The sequence below is a fragment of the Methylobacterium goesingense genome (assembly GCF_022179225.1).
Lineage (GTDB): Bacteria > Pseudomonadota > Alphaproteobacteria > Rhizobiales > Beijerinckiaceae > Methylobacterium > Methylobacterium goesingense.
Genome location: NZ_BPQL01000067.1, coordinates 1 through 15,466, shown reverse-complemented (window position 1 = coordinate 15,466; position 15,466 = coordinate 1). Strand labels below are relative to the sequence as shown.

General features: G+C 70.8%; 14 protein-coding genes. 3 read left to right on the top strand and 11 right to left on the bottom strand.

Annotated elements, in window-relative coordinates:
- Positions 1–81 precede the first annotated feature (81 nt).
- The gene (locus MFF30_RS12785; RefSeq protein WP_238279803.1) at positions 82–1,077 is read left to right on the top strand and encodes a MaoC family dehydratase; all 996 of its coding nucleotides are present in this window, start codon (positions 82–84) and stop codon (positions 1,075–1,077) included.
- Positions 1,078–1,080: 3 nt separating this feature from the next.
- On the opposite strand, the gene mtnA is transcribed toward MFF30_RS12785, so the two are convergent.
- From mtnA to trmD, 4 genes are all read right to left on the bottom strand, one after another.
- Positions 1,081–2,178: an S-methyl-5-thioribose-1-phosphate isomerase gene (gene mtnA / locus MFF30_RS12780; protein ID WP_238279802.1), complete on the bottom strand. Its 1,098-nt coding sequence runs from the start codon at positions 2,176–2,178 to the stop codon at positions 1,081–1,083.
- Between the two features lie 124 nt (positions 2,179–2,302).
- The gene (serA, locus tag MFF30_RS12775; protein ID WP_238279801.1) at positions 2,303–3,895 is read right to left on the bottom strand and encodes a phosphoglycerate dehydrogenase; all 1,593 of its coding nucleotides are present in this window, start codon (positions 3,893–3,895) and stop codon (positions 2,303–2,305) included.
- A gap of 105 nt (positions 3,896–4,000) precedes the next feature.
- Positions 4,001–5,179, bottom strand: coding sequence for a phosphoserine transaminase (locus MFF30_RS12770; RefSeq protein WP_238279800.1), 1,179 nt, complete (start codon positions 5,177–5,179; stop codon positions 4,001–4,003).
- Between the two features lie 158 nt (positions 5,180–5,337).
- The gene (gene trmD / locus MFF30_RS12765; protein WP_238279799.1) at positions 5,338–6,066 is read right to left on the bottom strand and encodes a tRNA (guanosine(37)-N1)-methyltransferase TrmD; all 729 of its coding nucleotides are present in this window, start codon (positions 6,064–6,066) and stop codon (positions 5,338–5,340) included.
- Positions 6,067–6,137: 71 nt separating this feature from the next.
- Here trmD and MFF30_RS12760 point away from each other — a divergent pair, with 71 nt between their 5' ends.
- Positions 6,138–6,884 carry a methyltransferase domain-containing protein gene (locus tag MFF30_RS12760; RefSeq protein WP_238279798.1) on the top strand — a complete coding sequence of 249 codons (747 nt, stop codon included), beginning with the start codon at positions 6,138–6,140 and terminating at the stop codon, positions 6,882–6,884.
- Positions 6,885–7,019: 135 nt separating this feature from the next.
- The gene (locus MFF30_RS12755; RefSeq protein ID WP_238279797.1) at positions 7,020–8,561 is read left to right on the top strand and encodes a sensor domain-containing diguanylate cyclase; all 1,542 of its coding nucleotides are present in this window, start codon (positions 7,020–7,022) and stop codon (positions 8,559–8,561) included.
- Between the two features lie 17 nt (positions 8,562–8,578).
- Here the strand turns inward: MFF30_RS12755 and rimM are convergent, their stop codons facing one another.
- The 7 genes from rimM to MFF30_RS12720 all read right to left on the bottom strand — a co-directional run.
- Positions 8,579–9,265 carry a ribosome maturation factor RimM gene (gene rimM, locus MFF30_RS12750; protein WP_238279796.1) on the bottom strand — a complete coding sequence of 229 codons (687 nt, stop codon included), beginning with the start codon at positions 9,263–9,265 and terminating at the stop codon, positions 8,579–8,581.
- Positions 9,266–9,281: 16 nt separating this feature from the next.
- Positions 9,282–9,644 carry a 30S ribosomal protein S16 gene (gene rpsP, locus MFF30_RS12745; protein ID WP_055957770.1) on the bottom strand — a complete coding sequence of 121 codons (363 nt, stop codon included), beginning with the start codon at positions 9,642–9,644 and terminating at the stop codon, positions 9,282–9,284.
- 104 nt (positions 9,645–9,748) lie between these two features.
- A complete protein-coding gene (ffh, locus tag MFF30_RS12740; protein WP_238279795.1) occupies positions 9,749–11,311 on the bottom strand; it encodes a signal recognition particle protein in 1,563 nt (520 codons plus the stop codon).
- 38 nt (positions 11,312–11,349) lie between these two features.
- Positions 11,350–11,574, bottom strand: a complete 225-nt coding sequence (locus MFF30_RS12735) for a hypothetical protein (protein WP_056475430.1) — start codon at positions 11,572–11,574, stop codon at positions 11,350–11,352.
- A 390-nt stretch (positions 11,575–11,964) separates the two neighbouring features.
- Positions 11,965–13,047 carry a class I SAM-dependent methyltransferase gene (locus tag MFF30_RS12730; RefSeq protein WP_238279794.1) on the bottom strand — a complete coding sequence of 361 codons (1,083 nt, stop codon included), beginning with the start codon at positions 13,045–13,047 and terminating at the stop codon, positions 11,965–11,967.
- A complete protein-coding gene (gene lgt / locus MFF30_RS12725; protein WP_238279793.1) occupies positions 13,044–13,940 on the bottom strand; it encodes a prolipoprotein diacylglyceryl transferase in 897 nt (298 codons plus the stop codon). The genes MFF30_RS12730 and lgt overlap by 4 nt, the downstream gene beginning before the upstream one ends.
- Positions 13,941–14,059: 119 nt before the next feature.
- A partial coding sequence (locus tag MFF30_RS12720) for a methyl-accepting chemotaxis protein (protein ID WP_238279792.1) occupies positions 14,060–15,466 on the bottom strand: 1,407 nt, incomplete at its 5' end.

Below are 15,466 nucleotides of genomic sequence, written 5' to 3'. Positions count from 1 at the left end.
GACCCGGCGTGAAACCGGTGCCCTCCGTGGCACCGGTTTCACGCCGCGCTCGCCGCTGATTTCCCTGCAAAAAGGACCCGTATGACCGGCATCGCGTTCGAGGACTTCACGCCTGGCTCGGTGATCGAGGGAGGTCCGCTGACGGTCACGGAAGCGGAGATCGTGGCCTTCGCAGCCGAATTCGATCCGCAGCCGTTCCATCTCGACGCCGAGGCCGCCAAGGCGACCTTCGTCGGCCAGTTGATCGGCTCCGGCTGGCAGACCGCCGGCTTCGGCATGCGGCTCCTCCAGGAACATGTCTTTCGAGGTGCCACCTCGATGGGCTCACCCGGCATCACCGAACTGCGCTGGTTGCGCCCCGTCCTGCCCGGAGACGCCCTGCGCATCGCGGTGAAGGTCGAAAGCTGCCGGGCCTCGAACACCAAGCCGGATCGAGGCTTCGTCATCTTCGCCATGACGGTGCTGAACGGAGCGGGCGAGCGGGTAATGACCCAGGATTTCAGCGTGATGTTTCCCCGGCGCGGGACCGAACCCCTGCCGCCGCGCGCCGTCACCCTGGCGGAGCCCGAAGTTCTGGTGGAGCCGGACGACGCCGAGGCGCTGCACTTCCTCGAATCGGCGCCGCTCGGCACCGCGCGGGATCTCGGCCGGCATCACTTCACCCCGGAGGCGATCACGGCCTTCGCGCGGACCTACGACCCGCAGGCTTTCCACCTTGATCCCGAGGCCGCCCGGCGGACGCATTTCGGCGGCCTCTGCGCCTCCGGCTGGCACACCGCCGCCGCCTGGATGAAGCGCCTGCACATCACCCGTGAGCGCGACATCGCCTTTACGGCGCGGACCGGCCCGGTGCCGCAGCTCGGCCCCTCGCCGGGTTTTCGCGACATGGGCTGGCTCGCCCCCGTCTACGCGGGCGACACGCTGCGCTACACCTGCACCCTGGTGGACAAGCGCGCCGCCGCCTCGCGCCCCGGCTGGGGCCTCGCCACGCACGAAAATGTCGGCGTGAACCAGCGCGGCGAGACGGTTTTCCGCTTTACCGGCTCGGTGTTCTGGCAGTGGGCACGCGAAGCCTGAGCCTCACGCGGCCTTGCGCCGCTCCGGGTAGAGCGACAGCAGGCCCTCCACATCGGCGCTGGCGACGCCCCGCTCGGTGATGATGCCGGTGACGAGCCGGGCCGGGGTCACGTCGAAGGCCGGGTTCGCCACCGGGCTTCCCGGCGAGACGACCTCGATCGTGGCAAAGCCTCCGTCGGCGAGGCGGCCGGTGAGGTGGGTCACCTCGCGGCCGTCGCGCTCCTCGATCGGGATCTCGGCGACGCCGTCGTCCAGCGACCAGTCGATCGTCGAGAAGGGCAGGGCGGCGTAGAACGGCACCCGGTTGTCGGAGGCCGCCAGCGCCTTCAGGTAGGTGCCGATCTTGTTGCAGACGTCGCCCGAGGCCGTGGTGCGGTCCGAGCCGACGATGCAGACGTCGATGGCGCCGTGCTGCATGAGGTGGCCGCCGGCATTGTCGGCGATCACGGTGTGGGGCACGCCGTGGGCGTTGAGTTCGAAGGCGGTCAGGGCCGCGCCCTGGTTGCGGGGCCGCGTCTCGTCCACGAAGACGTGGACCGGCACGCCGGCATCGTGCGCGACGTAGATCGGCGCCAGCGCCGTGCCCCAATCCACTGTGGCGAGCCAGCCGGCGTTGCAATGGGTCAGCACGTTGATCGGCCGGCCCTTGGCGCGGTGCAGGTCGCTCAGGATTCGGGCACCGTGCACGCCGATGGCGTGGCAGCTTTCCACATCCTCCTCGGCGATCCGGCCGGCCTCCGCGTAGGCGAAGGCGGCCCGCTCGGCCTCCGGCACCGTGCGGAGCTTGGCGGCCACCCGGTCGAGGGCCCAGCGCAGGTTGATCGCGGTGGGGCGCGTGGCCGCCAGCGTCGCCACGGCCCGGTCGAGCCCGGCCTCGGAGGCATCCGCGCGCAGGCCGAGGGCGAGGCCGTAGGCCGCCGTGACGCCGATCAGCGGCGCCCCGCGCACCACCATGGTGCGGATCGCCACCGCCGCGTCGTCGAGGCTCGCGAGGGTCCTCAATTCGAAGGCGAAGGGCAGGCGGGTCTGGTCGATGACCGCGACGGAGGCCCCGTCGCCGGCGGGCAAGATGGTGCGGTAGGGCTTGCCGTCGATCTTCATGCCGCGCGTCCGGATGCTGATGGGTTCGAGGTCGAAAGCCTCGTCGTCGAACCCGCGTTTACGTCAGAACGCCTCCGGGAGGCCAGCCTGCGCGTGGGCCCGCATCCGATCGGACCGGCTTTCCTCAGAAGCACACCGGCCGCACCCACTTCACCTGTGGGATCGCGGCGATCTGCTCAAGGACGTCATCCGGCACCGGCGCGTCGACGGCGCAGAGGCAGATCGCGTTCCCGCCCCGCGCGTCGCGTCCGAGGTTGAAGGTCGCCACGTTGACGCCGGCCTCGCCCAGTACGCTGCCGAAGCGGCCGATGAAGCCGGGCTCGTCGCGGTTGCGCACGTAGAGCATGTGCGCCGAGAAGGCCGCGTCGATGGGGATCGACCGGATCTCGATCAAGCGCGGCTTGCCGTCGTGGAAGACGGTGCCGGCGGCGTCGCGGGGCATGTCCTCGGCATCGACGGTGATGCGCAGGACCGATTCGTAGTCCGGTGCCGATCCGGCCCGGGTCACCGCCTCCACCACGATGCCGCGCTCGCGGGCGATCGCGGGGGCGGAGACCATGTTGATGCCGGGCAGGACCGGGCGGAGCACGCCCATGACGGCCGCGGCCGTGAGCGCGCGGGTGTTCATCTCGGCGACCGCGCCCTCGAAGGTGAGGCGGATGCCCCGGACCGGCGCGTCCGTGAGCTGCCCGAGAAACGAGCCGAGCTTCTCCGCGAGCGCCACGAAGGGACGCAGGCGCGGCGCCTCCTCGGCGGAGATCGCCGGCAGGTTGACGGCGTTGCGGACGGCTCCTTGCACGAGGTAGTCGGCCATCTGCTCGGCGACCTGCAGGGCCACGTTCTCCTGCGCTTCGCGGGTGGCGGCCCCGAGATGGGGCGTGCAGACCACGTTGGGGTGTCCGAACAGCGGGTTGTCATGGGCCGGCTCGGTCACGAACACGTCGAAGGCGGCCCCCGCCACGTGGCCCGAATCGAGGGCCGCGCGGAGCGCGACCTCGTCCACCAGTCCGCCCCGGGCGCAGTTGACGATGCGCACGCCAGATTTGGTCAAAGCCAGCGTCTCGGCCGAGAGGATGTCGCGGGTCCGCTCGGTCAGCGGCACGTGCAGGCTGATGATGTCGGCCCGTGCCAGCAGGGCCTCGAGGTCGAGCTTCTCGACGCCGAGTTCCGTGGCCCGCTCGGGCGTCAGATAGGGATCGTAGGCGACGACCCGGAGCCGCAGGCCGATGGCCCGATCCGCCACCACGGCGCCGATGTTGCCGCAGCCGATGATGCCGAGGGTCTTGCCCGTCAGTTCCACCCCGAGAAAGCGCGTCTTTTCCCAGCGCCCCGCCTGGGTCGATGCATCCGCCTGGGGGATCTGCCGGGCCAGCGCGAACATCATCGCGATGGCGTGTTCGGCGGTGGTAATGGAGTTGCCGAAGGGCGTGTTCATCACCACGACGCCCCGGGCGGTGGCCGCGGCCACGTCGACGTTGTCGACGCCGATGCCGGCGCGGCCGATCACCCGCAGGCGCCCCGCGCGGGACAGCAGCTTCTCCGTCACGCGGGTGGCCGAGCGGATCGCGAGGCCGTCATAGGCATCAATGCACGCCAGCAACGCGTCGCGGTCCCGGCCGAGTTCGGGCCGGAAATCCACCGCGAGGCCGCGCTCGCGCAAGGACTGGACCGCCGCCTCGGAGAGCGCGTCGGAGATGAGGATCTTGGGCACGGGCATGGCGGATTCCGAGCCGGACACGGGATGGACGGGCGCCCGGCGGCGCTCGCACGCAAGCGCGCCGCCGGGACCGTTCGGACGGGTGACGAACCGTCGGCTTTGGGGTCAGGCCGCCTTGGCGAGCTTCGCCTTCTCGGCCGCAAAGGCCCAGTCGAGCCACGGGGTCAGCGCCTCGAGGTCGGCGCGTTCCACCGTGCCGCCGCACCAGATCCGTAGGCCGGCGGGCGCATCGCGATAGGCTCCGATGTCGTACGCGATGCCCTCGCGGTCGAGGGTGTCGGCGATACCCTTGGCGACCGCGCCGACCACGGTATCACCCCGGGCGAGCACGTCCGGATCGGTGATGACGAGACAGACGCCCGTGTTGCTGTAGGTGCCGGCATCGGCCGCGAGGTGTCCGATCCAGGGCGTACGAGCCACCCAATCATGGATCACCCGGGCATTGGCGTCCGCCCGCGCGTGCAGCGCCGGGAGCCCACCGAGCTCTTGCGCCCATTTCAGGGTGTCGAGGTAATCCTCCACCGCCAGCATGGAAGGCGTGTTGATGGTGTCGCCCTTGAAGATACCCTCGATCAGCTTGCCGTCCTTGGCCATGCGGAAGACCTTGGGCACGGGCCAGGCCGGGACGTTGGATTCGATGCGGGCGACCGCGCGGGGCGAGAGCACGATCATGCCGTGCGCGGCCTCGCCGCCCATGACCTTCTGCCAGGAGAAGGTGACGACATCGAGCTTGGCCCAGTCCAGCGGCATCGCGAAGGCGGCCGAGGTGGCGTCGCAGATGGTGATGCCCTCGCGATCGGCGGCGATCCAGTCGCCATTCGGGACGCGCACACCGGCGGCCGTGCCGTTCCAGGTGAAAATGACGTCGTTGTGCTTCGTATCGACAGCCGAGAGGTCGGGCAGGATGCCGTATTCGCTTACATGCACGCGGGGCGCGATCTTGAGTTCCTTCAGGGCGTCGGTGACCCATTCGAGGCCGAACGCCTCCCAGGCCACGACCTCGACGGTCTTGGGCCCGAGCATCGACCACATCGCCATCTCGACGGCGCCGGTGTCGGAGGCGGGCACGATACCGATGCGATAGTCGGCCGGCACCTGAAGCACTGTGCGGGTGAGGTCGATGGCTTGCTTCAGCTTGGCCTTGCCGATGGCCGAGCGGTGCGAGCGGCCGAGCGGCGCGTCCGCGAGGGCCTGGAGGCTCCAGCCGGGGCGCTTGGTGCAGGGGCCTGACGAGAAATTCGGCACGCGAGGGCGCGTGGCGGGTCGGTTGGTCACGTACGTCATCCTTCCAGATGAAAGCTCCTCGTTGGGGAGGAGTGGCCCGGGCACGGCAATGAACCCAAGACGATGCGGACGCAAGATGGTCCGAGAGCAGGACGGTGCCGACTTCGACCGGCCCCGCGCCTGGAAAACACCCCGTCAACGGTTCGCGGCGACGCCCGTCAGGCTTCGCCGGGGCCGAGCAGGTCCGGCCGGCGCTCGCGGGTCAGGCGGAGGGCTTCGGCCCGGCGCCACTTCGCGATGGCGCCGTGGTTGCCGCCGGTGAGCACGTCGGGGATCGCCCGTCCCTCCCAGTCGCGGGGCCGGGTGTAGTGCGGATACTCGAGGTGCCCGCCCTCGAAGCTCTCCTCTTCGCCCGAGGCCATCTTGCCCATCACACCGGGCAGCAGGCGGATGCACGCGTCGAGGAGCACCAGGGCGGCAATCTCGCCGCCGGACAGGATGTAGTCGCCGATCGAGACCTCCTCCAGGCCGCGGCCCGCGATGACGCGCTCGTCCACCCCCTCGAAGCGGCCGCAGACGACGACGACGCCCGGCCCCGCGCTGAGGGCCCGGACGCGCGCCTGCGTGAGGGGCTTTCCGCGAGGACTCATCAGCAGGCGGGGCCGCGCATCGTCGCTCGGTGCCGCCGCGTCGATGGCGGCGCCGAGCACGTCGCAGCGCAGAACCATGCCGGCCCCGCCCCCAGCTGGGGTGTCGTCCACCGCCCGGTGACGGCCGAGGCCGTGCTCGCGGATGTCGCGTGCCTCCAGCGCCCAGGTGCCCCGCGCCAGGGCGTCCCCCGAGAGCGAGACGCCGAGGGGCCCGGGAAACATGGCCGGGTAGAGGGTCAGGATGGTGGCGGTCCAGGGCGGGGTCGCCGGGGTCTGGGCGGGAATCTCGGGTGTCATGCCGCTTGATGGCGCTTCGTCCCGCGCGCGGTCAACGTGGCACCGAAGAGCCGGCGCGCGGTTGTCCCTGCATGATCCGTCCCGCGCTCGTCTTCCTCTGTGTCCTGACGCTCACGCCGGCGCTTGCCGCCGAGCCCCTCGGTCCGCCCGGCGCGCCGGCCGCGGACTTCCCCAAGCCCGACCGGCCCGTCGCAGAGATCGTCGCCCCCCTCTGGGCTTCCGAGAAGCAGCGCGACGCGGTGGACGAGGTCGGGCAGGTCGCCCGGCTCATGGGCATCGCCCCCGGCGAGAGCGTCGCCGATATCGGCGCGGGCAGCGGCTATTACGCCATGCGCCTCGCCGAGCGCGTCGGGCCCCAGGGCCGGGTCTACGCGCAGGACGTGACGCCACGCTACCTCGCCGACCTGGAGGCACGGATCGCGAAGGCCGGCGTGACGAACATCACCGTCGTGCGCGGGGAGCCGCACGATCCCCGGCTGGCGCCGGGCTCGCTGGATGCCGCCGTGCTGGTTCACATGTATCACGAGATCGCCCAGCCCTTCGGCCTGCTGCACAACCTCGCCGCCGCGATGCGGCCCGGCGGCCGCGTCGGCATCGTCGACGCCGACGATATCCCCGCGCGACACGGAACGCCGCCCGCGCTTCTGACCTGCGAGCTGACCGCGGCCGGCTACCGCCAGACCGGCTTCACCACCCTGACAGGGCGCGTCGGCTACCTCGCGACCTTCGAGGCCCCGGCCGCCGAAGCACGTCCGGATCCACGCGCGATCAGGCCGTGCCGGGACGAGACCACGCGCGGGAGCAACGGCCGCCGCTGACGGCGCTCCTTCGATGAGACAGTTCCGCCGATCTGTGTCCCTGAACCCAGGCCCGCAGCGGGAGCGAGCGACGGTCGATTAGGGTTTGCCGTGCGAGATCGCCGGAAATTCTCACTGGATGCGTCCGCGATATCGATGCGCCTGTCATTTCGAACCGATCGGTGGCTGTCCGCCTCCCGGACGTGGAACGTCCTCGGCATCCTCGCACCGATCGGCATGCTCCTGATCTGCGGACAGATGCTGCTCGACATGCGCAGCGACGCCTGGGACAAGGCCACGCAGACGTCCCGAAACCTGCTCCAGGTGATCGAGCGCGATATCGCCCGCAATGTCGAGATCATCGATCTCTCGCTGCGCGCCGTCGCCGAAAACCTGTCGGCCCCGGGGATCTGGGAGATCAGCCCGGAACTACGCCAACTGGTCTTGTTCGATCGGGCCGCGACCGCCACCGATATGGGTGTCTTGCTCGTCCTGAACGAGACGGGCGATACCGTCTTCGATTCGCACGCCATCCCCGCCCGCCGTCTCAATAACGCCGACCGCGATTATTTCCGCGCGCACGCGGCGCGTGCCGATCTCGGCCTGCTCATCAGCCGGCCAGTCACATCCCGGTTGGTCGGCGTTCCGGTCATCGTCCTGAGCCGACGCATCACCAAGCCGGACGGGAGCTTCGGCGGGATCGTCTCGGCCTCCCTGAAGCTGTCCTACTTCACCCGGCTGTTCGCCAATATCGGCCTCGGTCCGCGGGGTGCGATCAATCTGTATCTGCGCGACGGCACCCGGATCATGCGCCATCCCCTCGAGCCGGCCGATATCGGGGCGAACGTGGCCGGTTCGGCGACCTTCCAGCACTTCCTGACGGCGTCGCACGGGACCTTCGTCGGCGGTTCGCTGCGCGATGCCGGCCAGCGTCTCTACACGTACACGAGCGTCGGGGATCTGCCACTCATCCTGAACGTCGCCCTGGCGGTGGAGGAGATCGACGCGCAGTGGCGCACCAAGGCCCTCGTCATCGGCTTGATGGTGCTGGTCCTGTGCGGCCTGATCATCGGCCTCTCATTCCTGTTCGGGTGCGAGTTACGGCAGCGCACGCGGATGCAGGCGGAGCTGGCCCGCCTTTCGCTGACCGACGTCCTCACGGGATTGCAGAACCGGCGTCGCTTCGAGGACGAGATCGCCCGGGCCTGGACGGGGCCGGCCGATCCGGCGCTGGTGCGGTCGCTGCTCGTCGTCGACGTCGACCACTTCAAGGCCATCAACGACAACTACGGGCACGGGATCGGCGACGCGGTCTTGCGGGGACTCGCCGCCTGCCTCTCCGCGAGCATCCGCCGGCCGGGCGATCTCGCCTGCCGGGTCGGCGGCGAGGAATTCGTGCTGCTGCTGCCGGATACGGACGAAGCGGGCGCGCTGCGGATCGCCGAGGCAGTCCATGCGGAGGTGGCCATGCTCGGCATCGCGGCTGCCGGAATCCGGCCGGGGTCGATCACCGTCAGTATCGGCCTCGCCAGCACCCAGGGGACCGGAGCGGTCACGCCCCAAGACCTTTACCCGCTCGCCGACCTCGCCCTGTACGTGGCGAAGGCCGCCGGCCGCAATCGGACCCACGTCGCCCTGTCGCGTCGAAACCCGCCGATGCGCCCACCGGTCGCGGCGCAGTGGGCCGGAGCCGCCTGAGCCGGATATCCGCTCGTTCAGACCGGCTCGTCGGGTGGGCGGGGACCGGCCGGGACGAACAGGTCTTCGGGCGGATCGACCACGACCCGACCCTCCGCGATCGCGAGCACCGGCACGAAGGCCTTGGTGAAGGGCAGGAGGGCGGTGGCGCCGCCGAGCGCGGGCTTGATCTCGAGGAGATCGCCGCCGCCGTAATTCGGCACGTCCGCCACGGTGCCGAGCACCACGCCCTGCGTGTCGACCACGGTCAGTCCGACGAGGTCCGCGGTGAAGAATTCGTCCTCGTCCTCCGTGGCGCCGAGGCGCTCGCGAGGCAGGTAGAGGGCGACGCGATTCAGCGCCTCGGCGCCGGTCCGGTCCGCCACGCCCTTGACGCGCACGACGAGGAGGTCGGGGGAGGTACCGCCGGCCTGGCGGATATCGATAAACTCGATGCGGCGGCCGTCGCTGGCGATCAACGGCCCGTAGGTCCCGATGGCCTGCGGGTCGCCGGTATAGGATTTCAACCGGACCTCGCCGTTGAGGCCGTGCGCGCGACCGAACTCGCCCATGCGGACGAGGCTCGGATCGGTCTCCGGCAGGGCGGCATCCTCGTCCGGCCGTGGCCGGTGGGCCGAGGTGGCCGCGTCGCTGCCGATGCGGCCGGGCCGCGCACGGCGGCCGCCGTCACCTTGGGGTGAATTGCCTCCGGGACGGCGTGCCATGCGCGGATTCTCAGCCTCAGGCCGCGGCGTCTTCGGCCGGGGCGGCGGCCTTCTCGGCGCGCTTGGCGGCGCGCTCCTTGGCCTTCTCGCCCGGCTCGGCCTTCTGCGGGTTGTTGCGCGCGGGGCGCTTGGCGAGGCCGGCGGCGTCTAGGAAGCGCAGGACGCGGTCGGTGGGCTGGGCGCCCTTGGCGAGCCAGGCCTGAATCTTGTCGGCCTCGAGCACGATGCGGGCCGGATCGTCCTTGGCCTTCATGGGATCGTAGACGCCGACCTTGTCGATGAAGCGGCCGTCGCGGGGAGCGCGGGCGTCGGCGACGACGATGCGGTAGTACGGGCGCTTCTTGGCGCCGCCACGGGTGAGGCGGATCTTGAGGGACATGGTCTACTCCAAAGGTCAGTGTGTGATGTGATGGCGAGAAGCGCGTAGCGAATGGCGAGTGCGTGGGGGCAAACCCCACTCGCTATGCGCTACGCCCCCCGTCGCTACTTCTTCTTCCCGAAGGGAAATCCGCCGAGACCCGGCAGGCCGCCGGGGCCCTTGGGACCCCCGAGCCCGGGCAGGCCCGGCATCTTGCCCCCGAGGCCCGGGGGCATCGGGGGGAGCTTGCCGCCGAGCTGCTTCTGCATGTCGGCGATCATTTCCGGCGTCGGCTCCGGCATGCCGGGGGGAAGGCCGGGGATGCCGCCCATCCCACCGCCGCCGCCCATGCCGAACATCGAGCCCAGCGCCTGCCCGATGCCGCGCTTGCCCGAACCCATCGCCTTCATCATGTCGGCCATGGTCCGGTGCATCTTGAGGAGCTTGTTGAGCTCCTCCACCTTCGTCCCCGAACCCGCGGCGATGCGCTTCTTGCGGGAATTCTTGAGGATGTCGGGATTCTTACGCTCCTGCGCGGTCATCGACGAGATGATGGCCCGCTGGCGCTTGAACATGTTTTCGTCGAGGTTGGCGCTCTCGACCTGCTTCTTCATCTGGCCCATGCCCGGGAGCATGCCCATCAGGCCGCCGATGCCGCCCATCTTCTCCATCTGGGCGAGCTGCATCGACAGGTCGTCGAGGTCGAACTTGCCCTTGCGCATCTTCTCCGCTGTGCGGAGCGCCTGCTCGTGGTCGATGGTCTCGGCCGCCTTCTCGACGAGGGAGACGATGTCGCCCATGCCGAGGATGCGATTGGCGACGCGGGAGGGGTGAAACTCCTCCAGCGCGTCCACCTTCTCGCCGGTGCCGACGAGCTTGATCGGCTTGCCGGTGACGGCACGCATCGACAGGGCCGCGCCGCCGCGCGAATCGCCGTCCATGCGGGTCAGCACGATGCCGGTGACGCCGAGGCGCTCGTCGAAGGCGCGGGCGGTGTTCACCGCGTCCTGGCCGGTCAGCGCGTCGGCGACGAGGAGCACCTCGTGCGGGTTGGTGGCGGCCTTGACCTCGGCCGCCTCCGCCATCAGCGCCTCGTCGAGGGTGATGCGGCCGGCGGTGTCGAGCATGACCACGTCGAAGCCGCCGAGGCGGGCGGCATCCATGGCACGCCGGGCGATCTGCACCGCCGACTGGCCGGCCACGATCGGCAGGCTCTCGACCTCGACCTGCTTGGCCAGGATCGCCAGCTGCTCCATCGCCGCCGGGCGGCGGGTGTCGAGTGAGGCCAGCAGCACCCGGCGCTTGTCGCGGGCCACCAGCCGGCGCGCGATCTTGGCGGTGGTGGTGGTTTTGCCCGAGCCCTGCAGGCCGACCATCAGGATGGCGACCGGCGCGGGGGCATTGAGGTCGATGACGCTCGCGTCCGAGCCAAGCATCGCCACGAGCTCGTCGTTGACGATCTTGACGACCATCTGGCCGGGGGTGACCGACTTCAGGACGACGGCGCCGACCGCCTTCTCACGCACCTTCTCGGTGAAGCCGCGCACCACCTCGAGGGCGACGTCGGCCTCCAGCAGAGCGCGCCGGACCTCGCGCAGGGCCGCGGTGACGTCGGCCTCGGTCAGCGCACCGCGGCGCGTGAGGCCGGAGAGAATCCCGGAGAGGCGATCGGACAGGCCTTCGAACATGCGTCAGACTCCCTGGACCGGCATCGTCATCGGGTCGATCACTGGTTGACGCCCGCGCTCTCCGCCCGGCGCGCCTGGAGCGCGTCCTCGAAGCCGCGGATCGCCTTGGCGAACTTGTCCCGGCATTCCGGGTTGCAGAAGCCCACCACCGCGCCGTTGTAGAGGGTCAGCGAGTCGGCCGCGATCGGCTTGCCCGACCAGGGGCAGGTGTCGTTCACCGCATCCTCGATGCGCAGGGTCGTGTTCGCGGCAGCGTTGGGCATCGGGACTCGACGACGACGGGTGAAGCGGGGCCGACGTCCTGTTCTCCAACGCGAAGCTCGCCCGAGGGCGCATCGCGCTGTCGGGCGTTGACCTCCGGCCTCATGGGGCCGGTCGGCGTTCGTGATGACGATCAGACCGTCGAATGAATAGGGAGGCGGTTAGTCCGACGGCGGGGGCAAGTCAAGTTTTGCGATGGAAGGGCAGGGTTTCCACGTACATCCTGCGGTTTCGACACACTGCGCCGGCACGTCGGCGTCGCGAGCCTGCTCATCGCGAGTTCGGCCATCGACGCGCAAGTTCTCACGTCGATTCTCTACCCGATCGGCGCCTTGGCGCTGGGCCACGGCATGCTGTGGCTGGCCCGGCGAAACCCCTGAAGCGCCTCGGCTTCAGTGCCCCGCTGCCGGAAGCCCCGGCAGCGCCGTCAACGTCGCGTCCGAGAACGCCATCACCTTGAACAGGCTACCCATGCCGCGCCGGGACGGATCGGTCAGGCGGGTCGCCGCCGCCGTGATCGCGTCGCGCTGTGTCGGTGACGCATCCCGTCCCAGTCGCTCGGCCCGCTCGCGCAGACCCAGGGCGAGGAGGAAGTCGCGCTGGTCGACGGGGCCGTGCAGGATAGCGCCTTCGCCGGTCGCGGCGCGGCCGAGGGCGGTGAAATCCACGTGGGTGGTGAGGTCGGCCTCACCGGGGGCGGCGAGCGGCGGGACGAAGGCGTGGCCGCGCACGGCCTGGAGCGAATCGCCGAAGCCCGGCCGGACATGGCCGTAATCGATGGCCAGCACCGCACCCCGGTTGGCGGCGACGCGCCGGGCGAGGCCGCGCACGGTGTCGAGGGCCGCGCCCGGCAGAGTCATCAGAACGCCGGTGGGGCCGCTGGCGGCGATGCGGGTGTCGGGCTCGGCCGCGAGGCCGAAGGCGAGGGCGCTGCCGTCCGCCGAGAGGCCGACGAGGCGTTCGAACCAGCCGCGCTCGGCGCGCTGGAACTGGCGGACCGGGAGGGCGTCGAAGAACTCGTTGGCGATCACGAGCATCGGGCCTTGTGGCAGGGTCTCGATGGACTCGTGCCAGGTGGGAGCGGCGCCCGAGAGGCGTGAGCTTTGCTCGGCCCGCAGCACCGGACTCGTCTCGACGAGGTGCAGGGCCGGGCGCAGGCCCGGCGCGGCCCGGGACAGGGCCCGCAGCGCGTCCTGCATCAAGGTGCCCCGGCCGGGTCCGAGTTCCACCAGGGCGAGGTCGGCCGGCGCACCCATGGCGGCCCAGCTCGCCGCGATCCAGATCCCGATCAGTTCGCCGAAGATCTGGCTGATCTCGGGGGCGGTGACGAAGTCGCCCCGCGCCCCGAGGGGATCGCGGGTTCGGTAGTAGCCGTGCACGGGGTGGCCGAGGCAGAGACCCATGTAGCGGTCGAGCCCGATCGGGCCCGAGGCCAGGATCTCCTCGCGGATCTCGGCGAAGAGCGGGCTCGTCACGCCGCGTCGACCTTGGCGGGCCGCACGGCGACGTCCTCCGCCGCCATGCGGGGGCGGGTGGTGCCGCGCAGGGCGAGCACGATGACGGTCAGGCCGACCAGCGCCATCGGCACGCACAGCACCATCCCCATGGTGATGCCGCCAGTCGACCAGGTCTCGGTGCCGAACAGGTAGCCGAGCTGGCGGTCCGGCTCGCGGAAGAACTCGCAGAACGTCCGCGCGAGGGCATAGCCGAGGACGAAGATGCCGCCCATCAGGCCGGGCCTGCGGAAGCCGTTGGCGCGCACCGCCACCAGCATCACGACGAATAGCAGCGCGCCCTCGGTGGCCGCTTCGTAGAGCTGGCTCGGGTGGCGGGGCAGGGGGCCGCCGGTGGGGAAGACGATGGCGTAGGGGAAATCCGGGGCGATGCGGCCCCAGAGCTCGCCGTTCACGAAATTCGCGATGCGCCCGAAGAAGAGCCCGATCGGCACCACCACGGCGGCGAGGTCGAGGAGAGTAAGGGCCTGGAGCTTGCGGGAGCGGGCGAACAGCACCATCGCCAGCACGGCGCCGAGGAAGCCGCCGTGGAAGGACATGCCGCCGTTGCGGATGGCCAGGATCTCGATGGGGTCGGCGAGGTAGAGCGGCAGGTTGTAGAACAGCACGTAGCCGATGCGGCCACCGAGGACGACGCCGAGCGCCACCCAGACGATGAGGTCGTCGATGTCGTTCAGGCTCGGGCGCCGCACTACGCCCCAGTAGCGGTCCGCCGCCACCAGCCGGCGGGCGTAGTACCAGCCGCCGAGCAGGCCGACGATGTAGGCGAGGGCGTACCACTTGATGGTGATCGGCCCGATCGCCACCGCCACCGGATCGATGGCGGGAAAGGGCAGGGCGAGGAGCGGCGGCATCGGCGAGGGGTCCCGGTTGAGCCGGGGCATTGGGCCCGAGCCCGCCGGGGGGTCAACCCCGTGGAGGACATGGCCGGCGGACGCCGCCGGCCCATGCGGTCACGGCTCCGCCGGTGTCCTCAGGCCGCCCGGACGGTGGCGAGGAAGCCCGCGACCTCCGTGCGCAGCTGCTCGGACTGGCGGGAGAGGTCGGCCGATGCGCGCTGGACCTGATCCGCCGTCGCGCCGGCCTCGGCGGCCGAGAGCGCCACGGCCTCGATGTCGTGGCTCATGGCGCCGGTGCCCGAGGACGCCTCACCCATGTTGCGCACGATCTCCTGGGTCGTCACGCCCTGCTCCTCGACCGCGGCGGCGATGCTGCCGGTGACGACGCTCATGCCCTCGATCCGCGTGACGATGCTGCGGATCGCCCCGGTGGCGCCGGTGGTGGCCGAACGGATGGCATCGACCTGCCCGGCGATCTCGATCGTGGCCCGGCTGGTCTGCTCGGCGAGGTTCTTTACCTCCGCCGCCACGACGGCGAAGCCCCGGCCCGCTTCGCCGGCCCGCGCGGCCTCGATTGTCGCGTTGAGGGCCAGCAGGTTGGTCTGGCTGGCGATCTGCGAGACGAGGCCGACGACATCGCCGATGCGGGTCGCGGCGTCCGACAGGGTCTGCATGGTTGTTGCCGTGCGTCCCGCCTCGTCGACGGCCTGGGCGGACATGGTCGAGGCCTGCTCGACCTGCCGGCCGATCTCGCTCACCGTGGCGCCGAGTTCCTCGGCCGCCACCGCCACCGCGTTGACGTTGCCGGCGGTTTGCAGGGCGGTCGCCGCCACCGAGGTGGAGCGGCGCGCGGTTCCGGCCACCGCCTCGGTCATGCCTGCGGCGGCGCCCTGCAGGTCGGTGGACGCCTGCGAGACGGTGCCCACGATACCGCCGACCGAGCGCTCGAAGCGGTCGGCGAGGTCGCGCAGCAGGGCGCGGCGCTCGGTCTCCTCCCGCAGGCGGGCGGCCTCGGTGGTCTTCAACTGCTGGGCGGCCTCTTCCAGGGAGATGTCCCGGATGGTGACGACGGCCCGGGCGATGTCGCCGATCTCGTCGGCGCGGCGGCTGCCCGGCACCTCGGCCAGGGTCTCGCGGCGGGCGAGGGCCTGAAGCGCGCGGGTCAGGGCGCCGAGGGGGCCCACGATGCTCCGGGCGAAGAGAAGCCCGAGGAGCGTCGTCACGGCGAGGACCGCGAGCGCCGTCGCCGTCAGGGCCTTCGTCAGCGTGCCCACCGCCGCCAGGGTTTCCTCCTCCGCCTGCTCCGCGACGATCGTCCAGGGCGCGCCGAGCACCGAGACCCGGTCGGTCGCGACCATCCGGTGGCCGCTGCCGTCCGTGTAGGTGAAGGGGCGCTCGCCCGCGAGGTCGGCCTTGTCGAGGCCCAGCGCCGTCGCGGGCTTGCCGGCGCCGACGGAGCGGGACAGGGGCGGGTTGCTGCGCAAGGTGCCGTCCGCGCCGATGGCCATGACCTGACCCGTCTCGCCGAGACCGCCGCGATC